This is a genomic window from Streptomyces sp. NBC_00005 (assembly GCF_045160215.1).
In the GTDB taxonomy this organism is placed as follows: Bacteria; Actinomycetota; Actinomycetes; order Streptomycetales; family Streptomycetaceae; genus Streptomyces.
Genome location: NZ_CP108316.1, coordinates 3,832,204 through 3,856,951, shown reverse-complemented (window position 1 = coordinate 3,856,951; position 24,748 = coordinate 3,832,204). Strand labels below are relative to the sequence as shown.

The 24,748-nt window shown below is 70.2% G+C and carries 26 protein-coding genes; 14 read left to right on the top strand and 12 right to left on the bottom strand.

Translation table 11 applies throughout. From position 1 onward, the window contains the following. The first annotated feature begins 17 nt into the window (after positions 1 to 17). From OG303_RS17590 to OG303_RS17575, 4 genes are all read left to right on the top strand, one after another. Entirely contained in the window at positions 18 to 935 is a 918-nt protein-coding gene (locus tag OG303_RS17590; protein WP_405869336.1) for a F0F1 ATP synthase subunit gamma, read from the top strand. Beyond that, positions 935 to 2,371 (top strand): F0F1 ATP synthase subunit beta, encoded by a 1,437-nt coding sequence (gene atpD / locus OG303_RS17585; RefSeq protein WP_405869335.1) that lies wholly within the window; start codon positions 935 to 937, stop codon positions 2,369 to 2,371. The genes OG303_RS17590 and atpD overlap by 1 nt, the downstream gene beginning before the upstream one ends. 111 nt (positions 2,372 to 2,482) lie before the next feature. Continuing rightward, positions 2,483 to 2,860 carry a F0F1 ATP synthase subunit epsilon gene (locus OG303_RS17580; RefSeq protein WP_123967497.1) on the top strand — a complete coding sequence of 126 codons (378 nt, stop codon included), beginning with the start codon at positions 2,483 to 2,485 and terminating at the stop codon, positions 2,858 to 2,860. Positions 2,861 to 3,000: 140 nt separating this feature from the next. Then, positions 3,001 to 3,447, top strand: coding sequence for a DUF2550 domain-containing protein (locus tag OG303_RS17575; protein WP_405869334.1), 447 nt, complete (start codon positions 3,001 to 3,003; stop codon positions 3,445 to 3,447). A 68-nt stretch (positions 3,448 to 3,515) separates the two neighbouring features. On the opposite strand, the gene OG303_RS17570 is transcribed toward OG303_RS17575, so the two are convergent. The 3 genes from OG303_RS17570 to OG303_RS17560 form a co-directional block, all read right to left on the bottom strand. Continuing rightward, the gene (locus tag OG303_RS17570) at positions 3,516 to 5,336 is read right to left on the bottom strand and encodes a glycosyl hydrolase family 18 protein (RefSeq protein ID WP_405869333.1); all 1,821 of its coding nucleotides are present in this window, start codon (positions 5,334 to 5,336) and stop codon (positions 3,516 to 3,518) included. Positions 5,337 to 5,467: 131 nt separating this feature from the next. Beyond that, the gene (locus OG303_RS17565; protein ID WP_405869332.1) at positions 5,468 to 6,118 is read right to left on the bottom strand and encodes a response regulator; all 651 of its coding nucleotides are present in this window, start codon (positions 6,116 to 6,118) and stop codon (positions 5,468 to 5,470) included. Further along, positions 6,115 to 7,287 (bottom strand): sensor histidine kinase, encoded by a 1,173-nt coding sequence (locus OG303_RS17560; RefSeq protein WP_405869331.1) that lies wholly within the window; start codon positions 7,285 to 7,287, stop codon positions 6,115 to 6,117. The genes OG303_RS17565 and OG303_RS17560 overlap by 4 nt, the downstream gene beginning before the upstream one ends. Before the next feature lie 213 nt (positions 7,288 to 7,500). Here OG303_RS17560 and OG303_RS17555 point away from each other — a divergent pair, with 213 nt between their 5' ends. From OG303_RS17555 to OG303_RS17540, 4 genes are read left to right on the top strand one after another with little or no spacing between them, the layout of a single operon-like run. Further along, positions 7,501 to 8,193 carry a response regulator transcription factor gene (locus OG303_RS17555; RefSeq protein WP_405869330.1) on the top strand — a complete coding sequence of 231 codons (693 nt, stop codon included), beginning with the start codon at positions 7,501 to 7,503 and terminating at the stop codon, positions 8,191 to 8,193. Between the two features lie 16 nt (positions 8,194 to 8,209). Then, on the top strand, positions 8,210 to 9,673 hold the full coding sequence (locus tag OG303_RS17550; protein ID WP_405869329.1) for a sensor histidine kinase: 1,464 nt from the start codon (positions 8,210 to 8,212) through the stop codon (positions 9,671 to 9,673). A gap of 53 nt (positions 9,674 to 9,726) precedes the next feature. Continuing rightward, positions 9,727 to 10,128 (top strand): hypothetical protein, encoded by a 402-nt coding sequence (locus OG303_RS17545; protein ID WP_405869328.1) that lies wholly within the window; start codon positions 9,727 to 9,729, stop codon positions 10,126 to 10,128. Beyond that, positions 10,128 to 10,334 (top strand): hypothetical protein, encoded by a 207-nt coding sequence (locus OG303_RS17540; protein WP_405869327.1) that lies wholly within the window; start codon positions 10,128 to 10,130, stop codon positions 10,332 to 10,334. Before OG303_RS17545 ends, OG303_RS17540 begins: the two co-directional genes overlap by 1 nt. Positions 10,335 to 10,410: 76 nt before the next feature. Here OG303_RS17540 and OG303_RS17535 read toward each other — a convergent pair whose 3' ends face one another. From OG303_RS17535 to OG303_RS17525, 3 genes are read right to left on the bottom strand one after another with little or no spacing between them, the layout of a single operon-like run. Continuing rightward, positions 10,411 to 10,983 (bottom strand): cob(I)yrinic acid a,c-diamide adenosyltransferase, encoded by a 573-nt coding sequence (locus tag OG303_RS17535; protein ID WP_405869326.1) that lies wholly within the window; start codon positions 10,981 to 10,983, stop codon positions 10,411 to 10,413. A gap of 13 nt (positions 10,984 to 10,996) precedes the next feature. After that, positions 10,997 to 11,746, bottom strand: a complete 750-nt coding sequence (locus OG303_RS17530) for an ABC transporter permease (RefSeq protein WP_405869325.1) — start codon at positions 11,744 to 11,746, stop codon at positions 10,997 to 10,999. Positions 11,747 to 11,753: 7 nt separating this feature from the next. After that, complete coding sequence (locus OG303_RS17525; RefSeq protein WP_405869324.1) at positions 11,754 to 12,551, bottom strand: ATP-binding cassette domain-containing protein; 798 nt, start codon at positions 12,549 to 12,551, stop codon at positions 11,754 to 11,756. Between the two features lie 81 nt (positions 12,552 to 12,632). Between OG303_RS17525 and OG303_RS17520 the strand changes: the two genes are divergently transcribed. The 4 genes from OG303_RS17520 to OG303_RS17505 all read left to right on the top strand — a co-directional run bounded on the left by OG303_RS17520 (position 12,633) and on the right by OG303_RS17505 (position 17,572). After that, the gene (locus OG303_RS17520; RefSeq protein ID WP_405869323.1) at positions 12,633 to 13,274 is read left to right on the top strand and encodes a TetR/AcrR family transcriptional regulator; all 642 of its coding nucleotides are present in this window, start codon (positions 12,633 to 12,635) and stop codon (positions 13,272 to 13,274) included. A 137-nt stretch (positions 13,275 to 13,411) separates the two neighbouring features. Beyond that, positions 13,412 to 14,260: a 3-hydroxyacyl-CoA dehydrogenase family protein gene (locus OG303_RS17515; protein WP_405869322.1), complete on the top strand. Its 849-nt coding sequence runs from the start codon at positions 13,412 to 13,414 to the stop codon at positions 14,258 to 14,260. A 169-nt stretch (positions 14,261 to 14,429) separates the two neighbouring features. Next, positions 14,430 to 14,753, top strand: a complete 324-nt coding sequence (locus OG303_RS17510; RefSeq protein WP_030928603.1) for an STAS domain-containing protein — start codon at positions 14,430 to 14,432, stop codon at positions 14,751 to 14,753. Positions 14,754 to 15,019: 266 nt separating this feature from the next. Further along, positions 15,020 to 17,572, top strand: coding sequence for an ATP-binding protein (locus OG303_RS17505; protein ID WP_405869321.1), 2,553 nt, complete (start codon positions 15,020 to 15,022; stop codon positions 17,570 to 17,572). A 67-nt stretch (positions 17,573 to 17,639) separates the two neighbouring features. Here OG303_RS17505 and nucS read toward each other — a convergent pair whose 3' ends face one another. Continuing rightward, positions 17,640 to 18,311: an endonuclease NucS gene (gene nucS, locus OG303_RS17500; RefSeq protein ID WP_405869320.1), complete on the bottom strand. Its 672-nt coding sequence runs from the start codon at positions 18,309 to 18,311 to the stop codon at positions 17,640 to 17,642. A gap of 311 nt (positions 18,312 to 18,622) precedes the next feature. Between nucS and OG303_RS17495 the strand changes: the two genes are divergently transcribed. Then, positions 18,623 to 19,015: an SCO5389 family protein gene (locus OG303_RS17495; RefSeq protein ID WP_123991676.1), complete on the top strand. Its 393-nt coding sequence runs from the start codon at positions 18,623 to 18,625 to the stop codon at positions 19,013 to 19,015. 125 nt (positions 19,016 to 19,140) lie between these two features. Here OG303_RS17495 and OG303_RS17490 read toward each other — a convergent pair whose 3' ends face one another. Further along, entirely contained in the window at positions 19,141 to 20,172 is a 1,032-nt protein-coding gene (locus OG303_RS17490) for an LLM class flavin-dependent oxidoreductase (RefSeq protein WP_405869319.1), read from the bottom strand. A gap of 221 nt (positions 20,173 to 20,393) precedes the next feature. Here OG303_RS17490 and OG303_RS17485 point away from each other — a divergent pair, with 221 nt between their 5' ends. Then, positions 20,394 to 20,735 (top strand): ATP/GTP-binding protein, encoded by a 342-nt coding sequence (locus OG303_RS17485; RefSeq protein ID WP_405869318.1) that lies wholly within the window; start codon positions 20,394 to 20,396, stop codon positions 20,733 to 20,735. An 8-nt stretch (positions 20,736 to 20,743) separates the two neighbouring features. Here OG303_RS17485 and OG303_RS17480 read toward each other — a convergent pair whose 3' ends face one another. From OG303_RS17480 to OG303_RS17465, 4 genes are all read right to left on the bottom strand, one after another. Continuing rightward, positions 20,744 to 21,619, bottom strand: coding sequence for an ABC transporter permease (locus OG303_RS17480; protein ID WP_405869317.1), 876 nt, complete (start codon positions 21,617 to 21,619; stop codon positions 20,744 to 20,746). Further along, complete coding sequence (locus tag OG303_RS17475) at positions 21,616 to 22,863, bottom strand: ABC transporter ATP-binding protein (protein WP_405869316.1); 1,248 nt, start codon at positions 22,861 to 22,863, stop codon at positions 21,616 to 21,618. The genes OG303_RS17480 and OG303_RS17475 overlap by 4 nt, the downstream gene beginning before the upstream one ends. A 126-nt stretch (positions 22,864 to 22,989) precedes the next feature. Further along, the gene (locus tag OG303_RS17470; protein ID WP_405869315.1) at positions 22,990 to 23,760 is read right to left on the bottom strand and encodes an ABC transporter permease; all 771 of its coding nucleotides are present in this window, start codon (positions 23,758 to 23,760) and stop codon (positions 22,990 to 22,992) included. Between the two features lie 2 nt (positions 23,761 to 23,762). Continuing rightward, positions 23,763 to 24,740: an ABC transporter ATP-binding protein gene (locus OG303_RS17465; protein WP_405869314.1), complete on the bottom strand. Its 978-nt coding sequence runs from the start codon at positions 24,738 to 24,740 to the stop codon at positions 23,763 to 23,765. Positions 24,741 to 24,748 lie beyond the last annotated feature (8 nt).

Here is a 24,748-nt window from a genome sequence, read left to right as displayed (position 1 = left end):
AGGAAGGGACCTGACTCATGGGAGCCCAGCTCCGGGTCTACAAGCGTCGCATCCGATCCGTCACCGCGACCAAGAAGATCACCAAGGCGATGGAGATGATCGCCGCCTCGCGCGTCGTCAAGGCGCAGCGCAAGGTGACGGCCTCCACGCCGTACGCGACCGAGCTCACCCGCGCGGTCACGGCGGTCGGTACCGGCTCGAACACGAAGCACCCGCTGACCACGCAGGCCGACACGGTCGTGCGGTCCGCGGTGCTGCTCCTGTCGAGCGACCGTGGTCTCGCGGGCGCGTTCAACTCCAACGCCATCAAGGCGGCGGAGCAGCTGACCGCGCGTCTCGAGGCCGAGGGCAAGGAGGTCGACACGTACATCGTCGGCCGCCGCGGTCTGGCCCACTACAACTTCCGCGAGCGCAAGGTCGTGGAGTCGTGGTCGGGCTTCACCGACGAGCCCACGTACGCGGACGCGAAGAAGGTCGCGGGTCCGCTGATCGAGGCCATCGAGAAGGACACGGCCGAGGGCGGCGTGGATGAACTCCACATCGTCTACACCGAGTTCGTCTCGATGATGACGCAGACGGCGGTCGACAACCGCCTGCTGCCGCTCAGCCTCGAAGAGGTCGCGAAGGAGGCTGCCCCCAAGGGCGAGATCCTTCCGCTGTACGACTTCGAGCCCTCGGCGGAGGACGTCCTCGACGCCCTTCTGCCGCGCTACGTGGAGAGCCGTATCTACAACGCGCTGCTCCAGTCGGCTGCCTCCAAGCACGCTGCCACGCGGCGCGCGATGAAGTCGGCGACCGACAACGCGGGAGAGCTCATCGAGACGCTCTCGCGGCTTGCCAACGCGGCCCGCCAGGCCGAAATCACCCAGGAAATCAGCGAGATCGTCGGTGGCTCCGCAGCCCTGGCCGACGCGACCGCGGGGAGTGACAGGTAATGACGACGACAGTTGAGACGGCCGTTGCCACGGGCCGCGTCGCCCGGGTCATCGGCCCGGTCGTCGACGTGGAATTCCCCGTCGACGCCATGCCGGAGATCTACAACGCCCTTCACGTCGAGGTGGCCGACCCGGCCAAGGACGGCGAGAAGAAGACGCTGACCCTGGAGGTCGCCCAGCACCTGGGTGACGGCCTGGTCCGCACGATCTCGATGCAGCCCACCGACGGTCTGGTCCGCCAGGCCCCGGTCACCAACACCGGTGCCTCCATCACGGTGCCCGTCGGTGACTTCACCAAGGGCAAGGTGTTCAACACCCTCGGTGAGGTGCTGAACGTCGACGAGACCTACGACGGCGAGCGCTGGGGCATCCACCGCAAGGCTCCGAACTTCGACGAGCTCGAGTCGAAGACCGAGATGTTCGAGACCGGCGTCAAGGTCATCGACCTTCTCACCCCGTACGTCAAGGGTGGAAAGATCGGTCTGTTCGGTGGTGCCGGCGTCGGCAAGACGGTGCTCATCCAGGAGATGATCTACCGCGTCGCCAACAACCACGACGGTGTCTCCGTGTTCGCCGGTGTCGGTGAGCGCACCCGTGAGGGCAACGACCTCATCGAGGAGATGGCGGAGTCGGGCGTCATCGACAAGACCGCCCTGGTCTTCGGTCAGATGGACGAGCCCCCGGGCACCCGTCTGCGCGTGGCCCTGGCCGGTCTGACCATGGCGGAGTACTTCCGCGATGTGCAGAAGCAGGACGTGCTGTTCTTCATCGACAACATCTTCCGCTTCACGCAGGCCGGTTCCGAGGTGTCGACCCTGCTCGGCCGCATGCCCTCCGCGGTGGGCTACCAGCCGAACCTGGCCGACGAGATGGGTCTCCTCCAGGAGCGCATCACCTCGACCCGTGGTCACTCGATCACCTCGATGCAGGCGATCTACGTCCCCGCGGACGACCTGACCGACCCGGCCCCGGCCACCACGTTCGCCCACCTCGACGCGACGACGGTTCTCTCCCGTCCGATCTCCGAGAAGGGCATCTACCCGGCCGTGGACCCGCTGGACTCCACGTCCCGCATCCTGGACCCGCGCTACATCGCGGCGGACCACTACAACACCGCCATGCGCGTCAAGACGGTGCTGCAGAAGTACAAGGACCTCCAGGACATCATCGCGATCCTCGGTATCGACGAGCTGGGCGAGGAGGACAAGCTCACCGTCCACCGTGCCCGTCGCGTGGAGCGCTTCCTGTCCCAGAACACCCACGTCGCCAAGCAGTTCACCGGCGTCGACGGGTCGGACGTGCCGCTGGAGGAGTCGATCACCGCGTTCAACGCGATCATCGACGGTGACTACGACCACTTCCCGGAGCAGGCGTTCTTCCTGTGCGGTGGCATCGAGGACCTCAAGGCCAACGCCAAGGAGCTGGGCGTCTCCTGAACTCCCTGAGTTCGACTGAGGGGGCGGGTGCGTCCCGCCCCCTCTTTCACGCCCACTAGACTTGTAACCAACACCCGGCCGAACCGCCGGGTGGTGACCCGAGGAGCCACCTTGGCTGCTGAGCTGCACGTCGCGTTGGTCGCGGCCGACCGAGAGGTCTGGTCCGGCGAGGCCACCCTGGTCGTCGCGCGCACCACGTCCGGCGACATCGGCGTCATGCCCGGTCACCAGCCGCTGCTCGGTGTGCTGGAGTCGGGCCCGGTGACCATCCGTACGAGTGATGGTGGAACGGTCGTCGCCGCGGTGCACGGCGGTTTCATCTCGTTCGCGGACAACAAGCTGTCGCTGCTGGCCGAGATCGCCGAGCTGTCGGACGAGATCGATGTCCAGCGCGCGGAGCGCGAGCTCGAGCGCGCGAAGGCGGAGGGCGACGCCTCCGCCGAGCGCCGCGCGGACGTACGACTGCGTGCGGCGACAGCGACGCGCTGACGCCGACATTTGGAATGACGTCACTCAGCCGCGGTCGGCACCGGAGCAATCCGGAGCCGACCGCGGCTGAGGCAGATATAGGTGTTTTTTCCGTTCCGTTACCTATTTTCGGTACCTAGGAGACGAGGAGGTCGGTGTCGATGGTCCTCGCTCTGACTGTGTGCGGAGTCGTAGTCGCTCTTGTGGTGCTGGGGCTGTTCGTCTTCGGCCTGCGCCGCAGACTGATCCAGCGCTCGGGCGGCACCTTCGACTGTTCCCTGCGCTGGGACGTCCCCGAGAAACCCGACACCAGCGGAAAAGGCTGGAGCTACGGAGTCGCCCGCTACAACGGCGACCGTATCGAGTGGTACCGCGTCTTCTCCTACGCCTACCGCCCGCGCCGCATCCTGGAGCGTGCCGCGATCGAGGTCGCCGGCCGCCGTCTGCCCGAGGGCGAGGAGGAGCTGGCGCTGCTCTCCGACGCCGTCATCCTGACCTGTGTGCACCGGGGCACGCGTCTCGAACTCGCCATGAGCGACGACGCGCTGACCGGTTTCCTCGCGTGGCTTGAGGCGGCCCCGCCCGGACAACGAGTGAATGTGGCGTAGCCACATTCACTCGTTGGGTGGGGGTCCCCCGGACGAAGTCCGGGGGAGCGTCAACGTCGCCCGAGTTCCTACAGGTTGTTGCTGATGGCGCTCACCAGCTCGCCGTTGCTGGTGTCCCCGCTGAACTCCCAGAAGAACGCGCCGCCGAGGCCCTGGGACTTGGCCCAGCTCATCTTCCCGGCGATCGTCGACGGGGTGTCGTACGACCACCAGTTGCTGCCGCAGTGCGCATACGCCGTCCCCGCGATCGTTCCGGTCGCCGGGCAGGACGTCTTGAGGACCTTGTAGTCCTCGATGCCCTGTTCGTACGTTCCTGCGGCCGGCCCTGTGGCGGTGCCGCCGGGGGCGTCCTGGGTGACGCCGGTCCAGCCGCGGCCGTAGAAGCCGATGCCGATCAGCAGTTTGCTCGCGGGTACGCCCTTCGCCTTGAATTTGGCGATCGCGTCGGCCGTGGTGAAGCCGGGCGTCGGGATGCCGCTGTAGGAGGTGAGCGGGGAGTGCGGGGCGGTCGGGCCGTCCGCGTCGAAGGCGCCGAAGAAGTCGTACGTCATCACGTTGTACCAGTCGACGTACTGGGCCGCGCCCGCGTAGTCCGCGGCGTCGATCTTGCCGCCGGAGGTGCCGTCGGCGGTGGTGGCCGCGGTGACCAGGTTGTTCGAGCCGAACTTGGCGCGCAGTGCGGACATCAGGTTCTTGTAGGCCGCGGCGCCGCTGGTGTCGCAGCTCAGGCCGCAGGCGTTCGGGTACTCCCAGTCGATGTCGATGCCGTCGAAGACATCGGCCCAGCGCGGGTCCTCGACCAGGTTGTAGCAGGACTGCGCGAAGGCTGCCGGGTTGGCCGCCGCCTGCGCGAAGCCGCCGGACCAGGTCCAGCCGCCGAAGGACCACAGCACCTTGATGTTCGGGTACTTGGCCTTCAGCTCGCGCAGCTGGTTGAAGTTGCCGCGCAGGGGCTGGTCCCAGGTGTCCGCGACGCCGCTCACCGACTGGTCGGCGGTGAACGCCTTGTCGTAGTCGGCGTAGGAGTCGCCGATCGCGCACTGGCCGTTCGTGACGTTCCCGAACGCGTAGTTGATGTGTGTGATCTTCGCGGCGGAGCCGGACGTCACCAGGTTCTTGACGTTGTAGTTGCGGCCGTAGATGCCCCACTCGGTGAAGTAGCCGAGCTTGACCTTGTCGCCGGTCGGGGGCGGGTCGGTGGTGCCGCCCGTGGTGTGCACGGCGACCGCGCCACTGACCGGGCCGGTCTGGTCGGCGGTGTCACGGGCCTGCACGGTGTACGAGTAGTCGGTGCCGGCGGTCAGGCCGGTGTCCGTGTAGCTCGTGGTGGTGACCGTCGAGACGACCTTGCCGTCACGCAGGACGTCGTAGTTCTTGACGCCCTTGTCGTCGGTGGCCGCCGACCAGGAGAGCTTCGCCGAGGTGTCGGTGACGGAGGAGGCGGTCGGGGTGCCCGGCGCGGACGGTGCCGCGTCGCCCGGGACCGTCGTGCCGTCGCAACTGTCGCCGTTCAGCCTGCAGTTGGAGGGTGAGCCGGAACCGGCGCCGTTGAAGCCGAAGGAGACGGAGGCGCCCGGGGCGATCGAGCCGTTGTAGGACTTGTTCTTGGCGGTCCAGTGGGTGCCGGAGGACGTGACGTCCGCGTCCCAGGCCGAGGTGACGGACGTACCGGAGGGGAAGTCCCACTCGACCGTCCAGGAACTGATGGCCGTGGTGCCGGTGTTCTTCACCGTCCACTTGCCTTCGAAGCCGGTGCCCCAGTCCTGGGTCTTGGCGTAGGTCGCCGAGGCGGTGGTCGCGGCCTGGGCGGGGCTCGCGAGGCCGACCAGACCGGCCAGCGGGAGCAACAGGGTCGCGAACCCTGCCGCGGCTCTGTGTCTGAAGCGCATGCTGCGCCTCCCTCTGTGAAGGGGGTGGGGCGCGACTGAGCCTTCGCGCCCACGGTGCCGCGAGAATAGAAAGGTCTGGACCAGCGGTCAATAGGTCTGGACCACTCGGAAGGTGGGTGTGCGGGATCGTTCTAGATCCCCAACTCCTGTGCCAGTACGGCTGCTTGGACCCGGCTGCGTAGCTCCAGCTTCCCGAGGAGACGGCTGACGTGCGTCTTCACCGTCGCCTCCGCCATGTCGAGCCGGGTGGCGATGCCGGCGTTGGACAGGCCCTCGCCGAGGCAGGACAGCACCTCGCGTTCGCGTCGGGTGAGGGTGTCGAGGACGGCCGGGTCGGCGGTCGGCTCCCGTACGGGCTTGGCGGCGAACTCGGCGATCAGGCGGCGGGTGACGGCCGGAGCGATCAGGCCCTCCCCGCGCGCGACCGTCCGTACCGCGTCCAACAGGTCCTTCGCCTCGGTGTTCTTGAGCAGGAAACCGGCGGCGCCCGCGCGCAGCGCCCCGAAGACGTACTCGTCGAGGTCGAAGGTGGTGAGGACGAGGACGTCGGCGAGGCGCTCGGCGACGACCTGCCGGGTCGCCGACACCCCGTCCAGACGCGGCATCTGAATGTCCATCAGGACGAGATCGGGCCTCAACTCCCGTGCCAGCGCCACCGCCTGCTCCCCGTCCGCGGCCTCAGCGACCACCTCGATGTCGGGCGCGCTGCCCAGGATGAGGACGAGCCCGGCGCGTACGGCGGACTGGTCCTCGGCGACGAGTACCCGGACGGGCCGGCTCATGCGGGATCTCCTTCGGTCACGGGGAGGGTGGCGCGTACGGCCCAGCAGGCGCCGTCGGGACCGGCCTCGAACGTGCCGCCCAGCAGCGCGACCCGCTCCCGCATCCCGACCAGTCCGGCGCCGGAGCCGGGCGCGCGCGGGCCGTCCCGGTGACCGTACGGACTGGCCACCCGCACGTCGAGCACGCCGTCCCGCTGGGCGAGGGCGACGGTGACGCGGCCGGGGCAGGCGTGCTTGAGGGCGTTGGTCAGGGACTCCTGGACGATGCGGTAGGCGGCCAGTTCGACGGGGGCCGAGACCCGGCCGTGGTCGGTGTCGAGGGTGACGTCGAGGCCGTTGGCGCAGGCTGTGGCGACGAGGGCGGCGAGGCTGTCCAGCGTGGGTGCGGGGGCGGGTTCGGAGTCGCCGTCGGCATCCCGGAGCAGGCCGATCAGGCGGCGCATCTCGGCCAGTCCCGCCACGCTGTTCTCCCGGATGACGGACAGGGCCTCCTTCGAGGTGCCCGGCTTGTCGATCGACAGCGCGGCCGTGGAGTGGATGGCGATCGCCGACAGGTGGTTGGCGACCATGTCGTGCAACTCCCTTGCCATCCGCGCCCGTTCGGCGGAGACCGCCTGGGTGCGGTCCATCTCGGCGAGCAGCGCGGTCTGTTCGGCGCGCAGACCGGCGGCGACGGCCGCGTCACGGTGGTCGCGGACGATCCAGCCGGTGGCCGCGGGCCCGAACGCCGCGATGCCGGTGACCACGCCGATCAGCAGGGCCTCCGGCTCCCGCCACACCGCGAACGGCACCAGCGTCCCGGCGACCGTGAGCAGTCCGGTGATCCAGGGGATGCGGCGGGCCGAGGCGGGCGGGCCGTACAGGACGGCGGCGTACACGAGGTCGGTGAACATCAGGATCGTGGCGATGTTGCCCTGGGTCGTGAGGTCCGCGGTGATCGCGACCGTGCCGGTCAGCAGGGCGATGCGCGGGGCGGTCCGGCGCAGCAGCTCGCAGCCGGCCATCACGACGAGCGGCACCAGGACCGGCCAGGGGCCGTCGAAGAGCGTGATCGGATCGTCGGACGTCCGGGTGCCGAGGCCGAGGCCCACCAGGAGCAGGCCGCCGAGCAGCCCGCCGACGGCGACGTACACGTCGAAGCGGTGCGGGCGGGGGAGTCGCAGGGCCATGACTTCATCCAACACGCGGCCCGGGCGCTCGGCGTGCTTCCGGAGGATGGTCCGCGCGTACGCCGAAGGATGCAGAGCCGCGCCGACAGGCACCTGTGTACACAAGGGTGAGTACACGCCGGGAGATCTACCGTCGGCTCTGACCCGCCGACCGCCGCTCCCGCCCGCCTGGAGGAGGGCCGTACCCTGACCAGGCGGTGAGGGGAGGGGCGCATGAGCGAGACGGGCAGTGCCGGAGCGGTGCTGGTCGTGGACGACGACCCGGCCATCCGCCGTTCGCTGGAGCGCGGACTGCGGCTCAGCGGCTTCCGGGTGCGGACGGCGGACGGCGGCCGTGAGGCGCTCGCGGCGATCGAGCAGGCGCCACCGGACGTCCTCGTCCTCGACGTGTCGATGCCCGGCATGAGCGGCATCGAGGTGTGCGAACGGCTCCGCGGCGACGGCCGGGACGTCCCCGTCCTCATGCTCTCGGCGCTCGACGAGACCGCCGACCGGATCGCCGGGCTCCAGGCGGGCGGCGACGACTACCTGGTCAAGCCGTTCGCCCTGCAGGAACTGGTGCTGCGGCTGCGCGCGTTGCTGCGCCGTCGCCCGCCCGCGGGGGAGGCGCTGCGGGTCGCGGGCCTGGTGATCGACCCGGCGGCCCGGACCGCCGAGCGGGACGGCAGGCCCCTGGAGCTGACCCGGCGCGAGTTCGAACTCCTCGAGACGCTCGCCCGCAACGCCGGGCTCGTCCTCACCCGCGACCAGCTCCTGGAACGGGTGTGGGGCTACGACTTCGACGTGCGCACGGACGCCGTCGACACCTTCGTCAGTTATCTGCGGCGCAAGCTGGAGGCGGACGGGCGGTCCAGGCTGGTCCACACCGTGCGCGGGGTGGGCTTCGTACTGCGGGAAGAGCCATGAGCCCTGGAGAAGAGCAGTGAGACTGTCCACCCGCATCGGGCTCGCCGTCGGCGTCACCGTGCCGCTGCTCGTGCTCGCCTCCGGATGGCTGCTGCTCCAGCTGGTCAACCGCGATCTGCACAGCGCCGAGGACGGCCATCTGCGGACCCGCGCCGCCGCCGTCGCCCCGGACGCCCGCGCCCTGTTGCGGGCCAGCGCCAACGGCCGGCCCAAGGCGGCCGACAACAGGGAACGGCTTCTCTACAGCGCGGCCCTCGACGTCGGCGTACGCGTCATCGGACGGGACGCCACCTTCAGCGGCGGGCCGCAGCCGGACGCCTCGGTCCCGCTGCCGGCGCAGGCGAGCGCACCGGTCACCGTCCGGGACGGCGGCACCAGCTGGCGCGCGCTGTCCGTGCCGATCACCACCGCCCGCGGCCCGGGCACCCTGTGGGTCTTCTCACCCAACGCCGCCGACCAGACCCAACTCCGGCTCGTACGGCGCCGGGTGGCGGTGACGAGCCTGCTCGCCGCGCCCCTGTCCGGCCTGCTGGCCTGGGGCATCGCCACCGGTGCGACCGGCCCGCTGCGCCGCCTGGGCCGCCGTACCGCCGGACTCGACCCGCGCACCAGCACCGTCCGGCCGCCCGACGAGCCGACCGGGGTGACCGAGGTCGACGAACTCGCGGCCACCCTGCGCACGGTCCTCGCCCGCTACGACGAACAGGCCGCCCGTACCGCCGAGGCGCTGGACACGGCCCGTTCCTTCTCCGCGGCCGCCTCCCACGAACTGCGCACCCCGCTGATGAGCATGGGCACCAACCTCGACATCCTCGCCGACCACCCGGACCTGCCCGAGCCGGACCGCACCGAGGTCCTGGCCGATCTGCGCGGCGAACACGCCCGGCTGCTGAACCTGCTGGTGATGCTGCGCGAACTGGGCCGCGGGGACCTCGTCGAGGCGGAGGCCTTCCGGACCGTGGACGTGACGGAGACGGCGGACGCGGCGGTGGCCGAGGCCCGGCGCCGTGCCCCGGACGCCCGCATCACGCTGGAGGCGGCACCCGGACCGACGGTCCACGGCTGGGAACCGGGCCTCCGCCTGCTCCTCGACAACCTGCTGGGCAACGCGCTGGCCCACGGGCGGGACGCGGCCGGCCGGGCGACCGTGACGGTCGGGGTGCGGCAGGAGGGCGAGCAGATAGTGATCACGGTCGACGACCAGGGACCGGGCGTGCCCGAGCAGACCCGCAGCCGGATCTTCGAACGCTTCGCACGCGGACCCGGCAGCTCGGGCTCCGGACTCGGCCTGACGCTGGTGGCCCAGCAGACGGCGCTGCACCGGGGGAGCGTCACGGTGACGGACGGGCCGCACGGCGTCGGTTCCCGCTTCGAGGTACGGCTGCCGTCCACCGGCGGTACCCCACCCGCCCGCCGGGACTGGCTGATCGGCACAGCCGGGGCAAACCGGTCACAGAGTTTCCCCAAAGACGCTTCCTAGCCTCCACGCCATGCGGACGGCCGAAGGCGGCCGTCCGCGGAACGGAGGCTGAGATGTACGTACGACGACGACGGCGCACCCTCCTCGTGGGGCTGGCCGCGGCGGCACTCCTGGCGACCGGCACCGGTGTGGCGGCCGCCGAGAGCACACCTGCTCCGGCAGCGACGCCGACCGGTGACGGGGCGAAGGCGCTGTGCAAGCGTGCGCCGAAGATCGACCACCGCATCGACCGCGCCCTGAAGCGGCTGAACGCCGGGGCCGGCAAGCGCGGTTCGATCGCGCGGCTGCAGCAGCGGGTGGACAACGCGAAGGCGGCGGGTCACGACGAGATCGCCACGTTTCTCCAGGACCGGCTGACCTTCCGCAAGTCCCTGGTCACCACGCTGAAGCAGCGGAAGACGGACCTGGCCGACGTCACGACGTGGTGCAAGGACAACGACGAGGGCGCGAGCTGATGCGCCTGAAGGTCGCGGCCGTCGCCATCGCCCTCCTCGCGGGGCTCACCGCGGGCTGCGCCCGCGAACACGGTTCCGCGGCCACCCCGCCCTCCTCGTCCGCGATCCCCTCCGGCTTCCCGGAGATGCAGAAGAAGGTGTCCGACGCCGAGTCCGCGCTGGCCCGGGCGGACAAGGACGCGGCCCAGGACGACACGGACCACTGAGAAGAGGGGGAGGGCGGGGAGCGTCAGGACTCAGCGCTCCCCGCCCGGCACTCCCGCTACTCCCTGCCCGGCTTTCTCAGCGTTCCCCGCCCGGCACCCACAGCACGTCCCCGGTGGCCTTGTTGGCGGCCCGCGCCAGGATGAACAGCAGGTCCGACAGCCGGTTGAGGTAGGTCGCGGTCAGCGGGTTCATCACCTCTCCGTGGGCCTCCATCGCGGCCCACGTCGAGCGCTCGGCCCGCCGCACGACCGTGCAGGCCTGGTGCAGCAGGGCCGCACCCGGCGTACCGCCCGGGAGGATGAAGGACCGCAGCTTCTCCAGCTGCTCGTTGAAGTGGTCGCAGTCCGCCTCCAGCTTGTCGACGTAGAACTGCTCGACCCGCAGCGGCGGGAACTCGGGGTTCTCCACGACCGGCGTCGAAAGATCGGCCCCCACATCGAAGAGGTCGTTCTGGACGCGGGTGAGGACCTTGACGATCTCCTCGTCGAGGTCGCCCAGCGCGATCGCCGTGCCGATCACCGCGTTCGCCTCGTTGGCGTCGGCGTACGCGGAGATCCGCAGATCGGTCTTGGCGACCCGGCTCATGTCGCCGAGATTGGTGGTGCCCTTGTCGCCGGTCTTCGTGTAGATGCGCGTCAGATTGACCATGTGGCCAGCGTAATTACGCTCCGGCCGTCCGGAACACACGTGTGCCCACTGTCACGGACAGCGCCGCGAAGCCGAGGGCCACCAAGGCGCCGTACAGCATGTGACCGGTCGTATACGAGCCGACGTACGCGTCCCGCACGGCGTCCACCAGATAGCGGAACGGCATGAAGTGCGAGAGCACGTCCAGCCAGGTGGGCGCGAGGGTCATCGGCAGCATCAGGCCGGACAGGAGCATGGACGGCATCGTCATCGCGTTGATCAGCGGGCCGAACGCCTGCGGGGTGTCGACCTTCATCGCCACCGCGTACGACAGCGAGCCGAGCGAGACCGTCAGCAGCGCGACGAACGCGAAGCCGATCAGCACCCCGCCGAGGGGTGCGCGCAGGCCCATCGCGACGGCAGCCAGCACCAGCAGCACCGCCTGGAAGACGAAGACCGTGGCGTCGCGCAGCACCCGGCCCAGCAGCAGCGCGAGGCGGCTGACGGGGGTCACGCGCATCCGCTCGACCACGCCCTGACCCTTCTCGATGATGATCGAGAACCCCGCGAACGCCGCCCCGAACAGGCCGAGTTGGAGCAGCAGCCCGGGCACAAGCAACTGCCACGAACTGCCCTGCCCGCCGAGCGGCAAATGCGTCAGCAGCGGGCCGAAGAAGAGGAGATAGAGCAGCGGCATCAGCACGCCGAAGAGCAGCGCGAAGCGCGAGCGGAGCGACTGCCGGAGATAGCGGCCGTAGATGAGGGCCGTGTCGTGAAGAAGCATCGGATTCCTATACGGCTACGGGGGCGGCGTCGGCCGGAGCGGCAGGCCCGCGGCCGGTGATCGCGAGGAACGTGTCCTGGAGGCTCGCGTCGATCGAGCTGCCGTGCTCGAGCTTGAGCGCGCTCGGCGTGCCCTCCGCCACGACCACTCCCTTGTCGACGATCACCAGACGGTCGGAGAGGGCGTCGGCCTCGTCCAGGTAATGGGTGGTCAGGAAGACGGTGGTGCCGTGGGCGTCGCGCAGGAGGCGGATCAGGTCCCACAGGTCCGCACGGCTGCCGGGGTCCAGGCCGGTCGTCGGCTCGTCGAGGAAGAGGACCTTCGGGCGGTGGGTGAGCGCCATCGCTATGTCGAGGCGGCGGCGCTGACCGCCGGAGAGCGCGGACGTCCTGCGGTCGAGGAGGTCGGTGAGATCGAGGTCGTGCGCCAACTCCCGGGCACGCTCGATCGCTTGAGTCCTGGTCAGGCGGTACAGGCGGCCCTGGGTGACGAGTTCCTCCCGCACGCTGATCTGCCCGTCGACCCCGCCCGACTGGGCGACGTAGCCGCAGGCCCTCCGTACGCCCGCCGGGTCGGCGGCGAGGTCGTGGCCGGCGACGGTGGCCGCGCCGCCGGTGGGGGTGAGCAGCGTCGTGAGCATGCGGAGGGTGGTGGTCTTGCCGGCGCCGTTGGGCCCGAGGAAGCCGAGGATCTCGCCCTCGCGGACGGTGAGGTCGATACCGCGGACGGCCTCCACGGGGCCGCGTTTGGTCTGGAAGGTGCGGGCCAGTCGGGCCGCGCTGATGACTGCTGGGACTGCTGGCATGCCGACCAGAAAAACAGAGTCCTTGAAATTTTGCAATGACTCCAAGTTTTCAGTGGGCCCAGCGAAAGCTAGGATTCGGACATGGCAGAGGGGCTCAGGGAGCGGAAGAAGCGGCAGACCCGGCAGTACATCTCGGATGTCGCCACGGGCCTGTTCATCGAGCGCGGCTTCGACGCGGTCACGGTCGCGGAGATCGCCGACGCCGCCGACGTCTCCGTCAACACCGTCTACAACTACTTCCCCGCCAAGGAGGACCTCTTCCTCGACCGCTCCGCCGGTCTCGTCGACCGGATGGCCCGCTGGGTGCGCGGCCGCAACAAGGGGGAGTCGGCCGCGGCCGCCGTCCTGCGGGAGCTGCGCGAGGAGGTCGAGGCGGTCTCGCCGCGGGTCGGACTGTTCGCCGGCTACGCCAAGTTCATGCGCGTCATCGACGACGCGCCCGCGCTGCGCTCCCGGCTGTGGGCGATCGGGCAGGAGGTTCAGGCCAATCTCGAAGAGGCCCTGCGCGAGGAGACCGGCGCGGCCGACGAGGACCCGATGCCGCACCTGATCGCCGGTCAGCTCGGCTGGGTGCACAGCACCGTGATGGCGGTCGTCGGCCGCGAGATGCTCAAGGAGCGCAATCCGGGCGAAGTGTCACGAGAGGTGCTGGTCCTTCTCGACGACATGGAGGAGCTGTTGGGCGAGAAGGTGCTCAACTACGCCGTCCGTGGCACGGAATGACCCGAGCCGGTGTGATGTCCGTCAGATGAGACGTGACGCGCATTACTTACCGGTCACACGGCACCTCACGAGCGCTAAGGTCCGCCGAAGAGGCAACCTAAACAAGGTGTAAGGCGTTTCAAAGGGGAGTCGTAACAGTGGCACGGAAGCTAGCCGTCATCGGCGCCGGCTTGATGGGTTCCGGCATTGCCCAGGTCTCCGCGCAGGCGGGGTGGGAGGTCGTCCTCCGGGACGTCACCGACGAAGCACTGAAGCGTGGCACCGACGGCATCAAGGCCTCGTACGACAAGTTCGTCAGCAAGGGCAGGCTGGAGGCGCACGACGCCGACGCCGCCCTCGGCCGCATCACCGCGACCACCGACCTCGACGCCGCCGCCGACGCGGACATCGTCGTCGAGGCCGTCTTCGAGAAGCTCGAGGTCAAGCACGAGATCTTCCGCACCCTCGACAAGATCGTGCGCGAGGACGCCGTGCTCGCCTCCAACACCTCCGCGATCCCGATCACCAAGATCGCGGCGGCCACCGAGCGCCCCGAGCGGGTCGTCGGCGTCCACTTCTTCTCGCCGGTGCCGATGATGCAGCTCGTCGAACTCGTGCGCGGCTACAAGACCAGCGACGAAACCCTCGCCACCGCGCGGGAGTTCGCCGAGTCCGTCGGCAAGACCTGCATCGTCGTCAACCGCGACGTCGCCGGTTTCGTGACGACCCGTCTCATCTCGGCACTCGTCGTCGAGGCGACCAAGCTGTACGAGTCGGGCGTGGCGAGCGCCGAGGACATCGACCTCGCCTGCAAGCTGGGCTTCGGTCACGCGATGGGCCCGCTGGCCACGGCGGACCTGACCGGCGTCGACATCCTGCTGCACGCCACCGGCAACATCTACACCGAGTCGCAGGACGAGAAGTTCGCACCGCCGGAGCTGATGCGCCGGATGGTTGACGCCGGTGACATCGGACGCAAGAGCGGGCAGGGCTTCTACACGTACTGAAACATCAGTACGTACAGCCACTGAAACCGCACAGACCCCGGGGGTGTCACCCGCTGGGGTGAATTCGGTATCGGTTCGCTTACAGACGGCAACCTCGTCGCCGCTGAAGCAGTCAGACGTTGCACAGCCACCGTCACGGAGTACGCCACCGCACTCACGGGGAGCGCATATGTACATCAGGGGCGACCACGCCGAGCTGGTCGTCGGGGGCCGCCTCGACGTCCGCAGCGCGGCGGACGCCCGTACGGTCCTGCACTCGGCCGTCGACGACGGAGTCGGCGACCTGGTGCTCGATCTGTCCGAACTGGACTCCTGGGACGCCACCGGACTCGGGGTGATCATGGGTGTCCACCGGCGGGCCGGCCGCTGTGGCCGGCGCCTGGTGCTGCGCGACGTTCCGCCGCAGATGCAGCGCCTGCTGGTGGCCACCCGGCTGCACCGGATCCTGGCGATCGAGGGCGGCATCGGGGTGGAGTCACTGCCCCGCGTGTGACCCCTCGAACGGGTGTGAACCGGGATGCGGGGGAGCACTGGGCGCACATCCGCCCAGGACACGTCGTGTGCAATCCTCACGAGACTGTGACGTCTCGCACGGCGCGGTACCCCGGGCTGTCGTAGATACTGAGCGAAGGTTTAGGGTTCGGTCGCCCGCTGCCAACATCCCTGCGAGCGGGCCCGGACCAGAAGCGACAGCGCGGTGTGCAGCAAGGCCGGGAGGGGCTCGAGGCACACACGACGCTTTTGGGGGGCTTGAAACCTATGGACCCGAACAACCGGGGACCCGAGGAGTACGGCCATGACGGCGACGGCCCTTCGTCGCGTCAGCGCCCGCCCAGGGACCCCCTCACACCGGACTTCGGACAGAGCACGCCCGCGCTCGCACGCACGGTGCAGCTCGTCACGGGCGACTACCTGCTCACCGTCAACCCCGTCGACGGCAGCGAGATAGAGGCCTGCCCGCCGGGTGAGCGCCCGGGCCGGCCCGAGAAGTTCACGACTGCCGAGCGTGCCGAGGTGGACCGCGCGGCCAAGCCGCCCGTGCCGCCGGGACCGGCCCAGCCGTCGCTGCCGCTCCTGGAACGCCAGGAGGACCGCGAGCGCCTGGTCCGTCTCCTCGCCCGCGGCCGCTCCGTACGCCTCACCGGCCCGGCCGGCTCCGGCCGCACCAGCCTCCTCGACCTCGTCGCCGAGGACTGCGCGGACCTCGCCCCCGACGGCGTCGTCCGCCTCAGCGGCTTCCACCGCACGGCGAGCGACCTGCTGTACGACCTCTTCTACGCCGTCTACAACGCGCCCCTGCACCGTCCGGAACAGGACGAACTGCTCGCGCTGGTCCGTGAGATCGGCGCGGTCGTCGTCCTCGACGACGTCGAGTTCGGCGGCGCGGGGCTCGACGAGCTGCTGGACGCGACGCCCGAGTGCGCCTTCGTGATCGGTGCGACGCCCGACGTGCCCGCGCCCTCCGCCGACTCCGCCCTCGAAGAGGTCTTCCTCGGCGGCCTCGACCGCGCGGGCGGCGTCGACCTCATCGAGCGCGCCGTCGGCCGCGTGCTCACCGAGGAGGAGGCCAACTGGGCCGGAGACCTCTGGTTCGAGTCCGAGGGCCTGCCGCTGCGCTTCGTCCAGGCCGGCGCCCTGCTGCGCCAGCGTGACCAGACGCGCCTTGGTGCCGACACGGCCGACGCAGCCGACGAGTTCGCCTTCCGGGACGCGCTGCCCGTGGACGCGCCCTTCGACGCGCCTTTCGGCGCCGAGGACGGCGACGACGTACCCCTGCCGTCCCTCGGTGAAGCCGCCGCGCCCGCGCCGCTGCTGGCCTCCCGCCTGAGCGCCTCGGCGCGCGCCACCTTGCGGTTCGCCGTCGCGCTCGGCGGCGAGGTGCCGCACCAGGCCCATCTGCCCGCGCTGGTCGGCGACACCCACGCGGACGCCGCCCTGGGCGAGCTGGCGGGCTGCGGACTGGTCTCCCCGGTCGGCTCCCGCTACCGGCTCGCCGCCGGGGTCCTCACACAGCTCGAGGCCGCCGGATACGGCGACGACGTCGACGTGCGGGCCGTGACCGCCGCCCAGCACTACGCCTGGTGGGCCGGGCACCCCTCGGTCACCCCGGAGCGCGTGTGCGCCGAGGCCGACGCCCTGCTCGCCGCCCTCGGCATCCTGGTGCCGGGCACGACGGCGCCCGCCGAGGGCGAGGAGAGCGTCACCGTGCAGCTGGCCCGCACGGCGGCGCCGGCGTTCGCCGCAGGCCTGCACTGGAGCGCCTGGGAGCGGGCGCTGCGGTCCGGTGCCGAGGCCTCCCGGCTGGCCGGCGAGGTGTCCGAACAGGCCTACTTCCACCACGAGTTGGGCATCCTCGCACTCTGCGAGGGGCAACTCGACCGGGCCCGCACCGAGTTGGAGGCCTCCGTCGGCCTGCACGGCGCGTCCGCCGACAAGCGCGGCACCGTCGCCGGACGCCGCGCCCTCGCCCTGGTGGCCGACCGCTCCGGCACGACGCCGGGCCTCGGCTCGACGGCGGGCGAGGAGGTCCCGGACGCGCGCTACGAGGAGTCGCAGTCGCCGCCCCGCGGCATTCCGGCCGCGTTGCCGGGCGTCCCGCCGATGCTGCCGCCCTCCGGTGACACCTCAACGCTGCTCGTCCACCGGTCCACGTCCGGCGGCCCGTCGCCCAAGCCGCACCGGGGCGGCCTGCGCGGCCTCGCCCGGCGCAACCTGGTCGCGGCCGGCGCGGGTGCGCTGCTCGCGGCCGTGCTCGGCACGGTCGTGACGCTCGGCGCGACGTCCAACAACGACGCGAACACCCCGTCCGACAAGGTCGGCGTCAACCCGTCCGCCAGCCAGGGCGCCGACGACGGCAGCCTGGGTGCCGACAAGCCGAAGAGCGACGACGGCAAGGGCGACACCGGTACGGCGACCAGCCGGCCGACCGATCCGGGCCCCGACGGCACGTACGGCACCTCCGACGACCCGACGCCGCCGTCCGACAACCCGAGCGGGACGAAGGGTTCGGGAGGCAGCTCGTCGAGCTCGCCGACCAAGTCGCCGACGACGAAGCCGCCGTCTTCGAGCCCGACCACGAAGCCTCCGACCACGAAGCCTCCGACCACGAAGCCTCCGACGTCGACGCCGCCGACCTCCCCGACGCCGTCGGCCACGCCGACCGCTCCGACCGATCCGCCGACGACCACACCGTCCACCTCCGACTCGGCCAGCGGCCCGTCCTCCAGTGCCCCGGCGACCTCCAGCGCCCCGGCGGAGACGAACAGTTCGGCGAGCGCGCCGACGAGCAGCAGCGCGGACTCGGTCATCTGAGGCACCGACAGCAAGAGGGCCGGGTCCGTCTCGACGGACCCGGCCCTCTTCGTCGTAGCAGAGGGACTCAGAACAACCGCAGCTTGTCGTCCTCGATGCCCCGCAGCGCGTCGTAGTCCAGCACCGCGCACCCGATGCCCCGGTCCGTCGCGAGGACCCGCGCCTGCGGCTTGATCTCCTGGGCCGCGAAGACGCCGCGGACCGGGGCGAGATGGGGATCGCGGTTCAGCAGATCGAGGTAGCGGGTGAGCTGCTCCACGCCGTCGATCTCGCCGCGCCGCTTGATCTCGACCGCGACGGTCCGTCCCTCGGCGTCCCGGCACAGGATGTCGACCGGGCCGATGGCCGTCATGTACTCGCGGCGGATGAGCGTGTAGCCCTCGCCGAGGGTCTCGATGCGGTCGGCGAGGAGCTCCTGAAGGTGTGCTTCCACGCCGTCCTTGATCAGGCCGGGATCCACGCCGAGTTCGTGCGAGGAATCGTGGAGGATCTCCTCCATCGTGATGATCAACTTCTCGCCCGCCTTGTTGATGACGGTCCAGACGCCCTCTTCGGTGTCCGCACCCTCCTTCAGCGTGCAGGGCGGGGACATCCAGTTCAGGGGCTTGTAGGCGCGGTCGTCAGCGTGGATCGAGACGCTGCCGTCCGCCTTCACCAGGATCAGGCGGGGCGCCGAAGGGAGATGGGCGGTGAGCCGGCCCGCGTAGTCGACGGAGCATCGGGCAATGACGAGACGCATGGTCGGCAACGCTACTCGACGGGGCGGGGTGCACGCGATTCGCCCTCCTGTCTCCCACCACCACCCTCGAACGAGGTCCTCCGGGCCGTCCCTGTTGTCCGGGAAGACCCGAGACAACCCATGTTCATTTGTGGCTGATTGTGGGCCCAATGGGACCTCTCCATGTACGCATTTTCCTGGTGCCGTCACCGTCCGTTGCTTACCGTAGTAAACGGGAGGTCGCGAGACGGGTACTGAGCGTGTTCGGTATCGCGAACTCCCTTATCTGTCCGGCAACCCCTGTCGATCACAGGGGTGCGAGAGGAGAACCCATGTCGCTCGACGTCTCACCGGCCCTACTCGAAAAGGCCGAGCGAGGCGAGGTCGACGAAGCTGAATTCGTCGACTGCGTCCGGACCTCCCTGCCCTACGCATGGGAGATGATCAGCTCCCTGGTGGCCCAGCTGAAGGTCGACGGCGGCAACTTCGCCGACAACCAGACGCCCCCGCCGGACGAGCAGGCACGCGGTCAGCTGCTGCGTGCGCTCGCGAGTGACGCGATACGCGGCGCGCTGCAAAGGCACTTCGGTGTGCGGCTGGCCTTCCAGAACTGCCACCGGGTGGCGGTGTTCCCGTTGGACGTCTCGGTCGACGAGACGCTGGCCCGCTTCACCTCGGTCCGCAGTCAGCTGCTCAACCAGTCCCCGGAGTTCCGGGACTGCTGAGGAGCCAGCCGCTTGCTTGCCGCTCCGTACGCGGGAGGTGCATTCAGTACTGGGGCGGCAAGCTCTCCCCCGAGCTCTCGGTTCCGCTCGAGCCCGGGAGGTGTCCCCATACCGGGCCGGCCCGTTCAACCGAGGTGCGGGAGCACCTCGGCACCCAGCCGCCGTACGTTCTCCTCGGTGGCCGCCAGGTCTCCCGAGCCCTCGACGAGCAGGGCGAAGCGGGAGATGCCGGTCCGCTCGCTGGTGGCCGCGAGCCGGTCGGCGCACAGGCGCGGGGTGCCCACCGGGTGCAGCCCGCAGAGCAGTTCGGTGTACGCCAGCGGGTCGCGCATCTGCCGGATCCGGCCGTCCACCGTGACATGCGCTTCGAGTCCCTGCTTCAGCCAGCCCGGCATCGCCTTCGTCAGCGCCTCCACCGCGTCCGTACGCCGGTCCGCGATCTGGCAGACGCCGGCCGAGACATGGGCCGCACCGAGGACGGCGTCCGCCGGATGTCCGGCGGCGCGCGCCAGCTGCCGCCACAGGGCGACCATCTCGGCCTTCTCCTCGTCCCCGACATGCATCCCGAGCAGCATCGGCAGCCCGCGCGCGGCGGCCTGCCGCACACTCGACGGCGAGGTGCACGCGACGACGACCTCGGGACCGGGCGCGTCCGACAGAGACTCCGACGGCCTTGGTACGACGGGGACTTCACGGAAGTCGAAGCGCCCGCCTGCGGTGGCGGCGACCGACGGCTCGCGCAGCCAGCGCACCAGCAGATCGAGTGATTCCGGGAACCCCTTCTCGTACGCCTCGATGCCCGAGCCGAACACCTCCAGGTCGACCCAGGGCCCGCCGCGCCCCACGCCCAGCGAGAAGCGCCCGCCGGAGGTGATGTGCAGCAGCGCGGCCTGCTCGCCGACCGCCACCGGGTGGGCGGTGGGCAGTACGGTGACCGCTGTGCCCACCCGGATGCGGCTGGTCCGGCCGAGCAGTAACGCCGCCAGCGTGATCGCCGACGGGCATGTCCCGTACGGAACGAAGTGGTGCTCGGCCAGCCAGACCGAGTCGAGGCCGGCTTCCTCGGCGACCTCGGCCGAGCGGACCGCGCGGTGCAGCGCCTCCCCCTGGCCCTGCCCAGGGAACTGGGCCGCCAACACGAAACTTCCTACGTGCATTGCTTTTCCTGCTTCCTTGGCCCCGACGCGGAGCTCCCCCACCCGCATAACCGTCTGACACGTGCCGAGGACACGGCCTGGCGAAGAGATTTGCGGATTGTCTGCAGAATGGGTGACAACGGCGGGGGACTTGCGCCGGTTGGTCCTCTACGCCTACCCCCGTCCGCGCCCCGTAGGCTGGACACGATCCGTGCTTCCTGTATAGCCCCGTGAGGTGTCCTGTGTCCCCGCGTCGCAACCGACCCAAGGGAGTCGGCTCGTCGGGTTCGTCCGGCCGCAGCGCCGAGGAGGACTCGCCCGGCCGCTACGGCGGCTGGCAGTCCACCGAGAGCTGGCAGGGCGAGGAGTGGAGCGTGCGGCACGTCGCGGGCGCGAGCGCGCAGGGCAAGACGTACCGCTGTCCCGGCTGCGACCAGATGATCCCCTCCGGCGTCCCGCATGTCGTGGCCTGGCCGGAGCACTCGGGCGTCGACGAGCGCCGCCACTGGCACAAGGCGTGCTGGAACGCGAAGGACCGCCGCACCACGCGGGTGCAGCGGTCCCGTAACGCGCCGAAGTTCTGAAGCCCGCGCTAGACGTCGCGCTTCTGCAGCAGTGCCAGGGCGCCCGCGAACGCGGCGGCCGTCACGCCCAGGGCGATCCACAGCGGGTCCCAGCCGGTCGGGCCCGAGTCGCTGAGGGAGTTGGAGTAGAAGACGCTGAGCTGGTTCGGGATCGAGTACTCGAACAGCGCCTGGCGCACGCCCTCCAGCGCCTGCGAGAACATGAACAGCGCGATCACCAGCGGGGCCAGCACAAGGCCGATCATGATGGTGATGGCGCCCGCAGAGTGCCGGATGATCGAGCCGATGACGAGCGAGAGCAGCCCGAGCAGCGCGAGGTAGAGCGAGATGCCGACGGTGCCCTTCAGCCACTCGCTGCCGGTCGGTTGCCGGGCGCCGTCCAGCATGGCCACATCCGCGAGGGCGACGAGGAGCACCGACACGAACGTGACGGTGAACGCCACCGCGAAGAACACGATCGCCTTCGCCGCCAGCACCCGCCCGCGGGACGGGCACGCGGTCATCGTGGTCCGGATCATGCCGGTGCCGTACTCCGAGGCGGTGGTCAGCACGCCGAGCGTGATGATGCACATGCTGCCGAGGAGCAGCCCGAAGACACCGAAGGACAGCGGGTTCTCGTTCGCCAGGCCCGCCTCTCCCTCGTTGGAGGCGATCACCACGCCGGTCAGCAGCCCGATGCCGACGACGAGCAGCACGAACACGCCGAGCGTCCACATCGTGGAGCGCACCGACCTGATCTTCGTCCACTCCGAGGAGATCGCGTGCCCGAGGTGGGTGCGCACGACGGGGATCGGCGAGGTGTAGCCGGCGTGCGGCGAACCGGGCGCCGCCGCCTGCCAGTTGGGTGCGGCGGCCTGCGGCATCGGGGGCTGGGGCGTGCTCATCGGGCGTCCTCGGGCTTGGTCAGGTCGGCGGGGGCGGCGGAGGCGGTCGGCTGGGGCTGCGCGGACGGCTGCGCGGGCGCCTGGGGCGCCGCGGGCACCGACTGGGCGTACGGGTTGGGCTGACCCGCGCCCGGAGCGCCGTAGGGACTCGCCGGGGCCTGTCCCGCGCCGCCGTACGGACCCGGCTGCCCCTGCGGCATCGCGAACGGCTGCCCGCCCTGCTGGGGCGGCGGCGGGGCGTACCAGTCGGGCTGGCCCTGCCCGGGCACCGGCATCGGCGGCTGCACGCCGGGCGGCAGCGGCTGCATGAGCCCCACCTTCTCGTCGGTCGTCGAGCGGTAGTCGACGGCCCCCTGCGTCATCCGCATGTACGCCTCCTCCAGCGAGGCCTGGTGCGGCGACAGCTCCCACAGGCGTACGTCGGCGTCGTGCGCGATGTCGCTGATGCGGGGGAGCGGCAGCCCCGTGATCCGCAGGGCGCCGTCCTGCTCGGGCAGCACGTGCCCGCCCGCCTCGGTGAGCGCGGAGGTGAGCTTCTCGCGCAGCTGCGGCTCGGCGTCCGGCGTGCGCACGCGCGCGAAGTCGGCGGAGTTCGCCGAGATGAAGTCCTTGATGCTCATGTCGGCCAACAGCTGTCCGCGCCCGATGACGATGAGATGGTCGGCGGTCAGCGCCATCTCGCTCATCAGGTGGGAGGAGACGAAGACCGTACGGCCCTCCGCGGCGAGCGCCTTCATGAGGTTGCGCACCCAGAGGATGCCCTCGGGGTCGAGGCCGTTGACCGGCTCGTCGAACAGCAGCACCTGCGGGTCGCCGAGGAGCGCGGCGGCGATGCCGAGGCGCTGCCCCATGCCGAGGGAGAAGCCCTTGGAGCGCTTCCTGGCCACTTCCTGGAGCCCGACCACGCCCAGCACCTCGTCGACACGGCGCGCCGGAATGCCGGACAGCTGGGCCAGGCACAGCAGGTGGCTGCGGGCCGAGCGGCCGCCGTGCACGGCCTTGGCGTCGAGCAGTGCGCCGACCTGGCGGGGAGCGTTGGGCAGCTTGGGGTACGGGTAGCCGCCGATGGTCACCTGCCCCGCGGTGGGGTTGTCCAGGCCGAGGATCATGCGCATCGTCGTCGACTTGCCGGAGCCGTTGGGCCCGAGGAAGCCGGTGACGGCGCCGGGCCGCACCTGGAAGGAAAGGTTGTACACGGCGGTCTTGTCGCCGTAGCGCTTGGTCAGGCCGACAGCCTCGATCATGCTCCGCACCCATCGAAAGGTTCAGGACAGCGGGGCACACGCCCCCGTAAGGGTTAGGAGGATATCGAGCGGCTGACGGTTCCGCTCAAAAGAAAGTAAAGCTGTGGCCTCCGCTTCCCCAGCAGGCTACGCGTCCCTCTTCTTGAGCAGCACATAACCGCCGGCGAGGGCCGCGAGCGCCCACAGCACCATGATCCCGAGGCCGCCCCAGGGGCCGTACGGAGTGTCGTCGTCGATCGGTGTGACCACCTGCATGATCTTGCTGCCGGCCTGGTCGGGCAGAAACCGGCCGATCTTCTTCGTCGCGTCGACGTTGCCCAGGATGTTGGAGATCAGGAAGAAGAAGGGCATCAGGATGCCCAGCGACAGCATCGGCGAGCGCAGCATCGTGGCGACGCCCATGGAGAACACCGCGATGAGGGTCATGTAGATGCCGCCGCCGATCACGGCGCGCAGCACGTGCGGGTCGCCGATCGAGGCCTTGTGCGCGCCGAGCATCGCCTGCCCGAGGAAGAACGCGACGAAGCTGGTGGCCATGCCGACGACGAGGGCGAGGCCGGTCGCGACGGCGATCTTGCTGAACAGGAAGATGCCGCGCTGCGGCACGGCGGCCAGCGAGGTGCGGATCATTCCGGTGCTGTACTCGTTCGAGACGACGAGCACCCCGAACACGATCATCGCGAGCTGGCCGAGGCTCATGCCGGCGAAGCTGATGAACGTCGGGTCGAAGGAGATCCTGTCCTTCGCGCTCATGTTGTCGAACTCGTGGCTCGACAACGCCGAGATCAGCATGCCGAGCGCGATGGTGACGACCACGGCGAGGGAGAGCGTCCACACCGTGGACGCCACCGACCGGATCTTGGTCCACTCGGACCGCACGACCTGGACCGCCGCCATGCTCAGCTCCTCTGCCAGTCGTCGCCCCACTGCTGCCGCACGGGAGGCGTGTCGGTGGGCGCGTCATAGGACGTGTCGGCGTGCGCGTGGTACTCCACCGACTCCGCGGTCAGCTGCATGAACGCCTCCTCCAGGGAGGCCTGCTGGGGGCTCAGCTCGTGCAGCACGATCTGGTGCAGCGCGGCCAGTTCGCCGATCTGCTCGGCCTTGCCGCCGTCCACCTCCATCGCCCCGCTGCCGGACTCGACGACGGTGACCCCGGCCTCGTGCAGCACGTCGAGCAGCCGCTCGCGCTGCGGCGAGCGGATCCGGATGTACGACCGCGAGTTCTGCTCGATGAAGTCGGCCATGGAGGTGTCGGCGAGCAGCCGCCCCTGCCCGATGACGACGAGGTGTTCGGCGGTCAGCGCCATCTCGCTCATCAGGTGGGAGGAGACGAAGACCGTACGGCCCTGCGCCGCCAGCGACTTCATCAGGTTGCGGATCCAGTGGATGCCCTCGGGGTCGAGGCCGTTGACCGGCTCGTCGAACATCAGGATCCGCGGGTCGCCGAGCAGGGCGCCCGCGATGCCGAGCCGCTGGCCCATGCCGAGCGAGAACCCCTTCGCCTTCTTCTTCGCGACCGCCGTGAGGCCCACCGTGTCGAGGACCTCGGCCACCCGCCGCTTCGGGATGCCGTTGCTCTGGGCGAGGCACAGCAGATGGTTGAAGGCGCTGCGGCCGCCGTGCATGGCCTTGGCGTCCAGCAGGGCGCCGATGTACGTCAGGGGGTCCTTGAGGTGGTCGTAGTGCTTGCCGTCGACACGGACGTCCCCGGCGGTGGGCCGGTCGAGCCCGAGCATCATCCGCATCGTCGTCGACTTGCCGGCGCCGTTCGGCCCGAGGAACCCGGTCACCAAGCCGGGTCTGACGGTGAAGGTGAGGTTGTTGACCGCCAGCTTCTCGCCGTAGCGCTTGGTCAGGCCCTCGAGCTCGATCATGCGGCCAC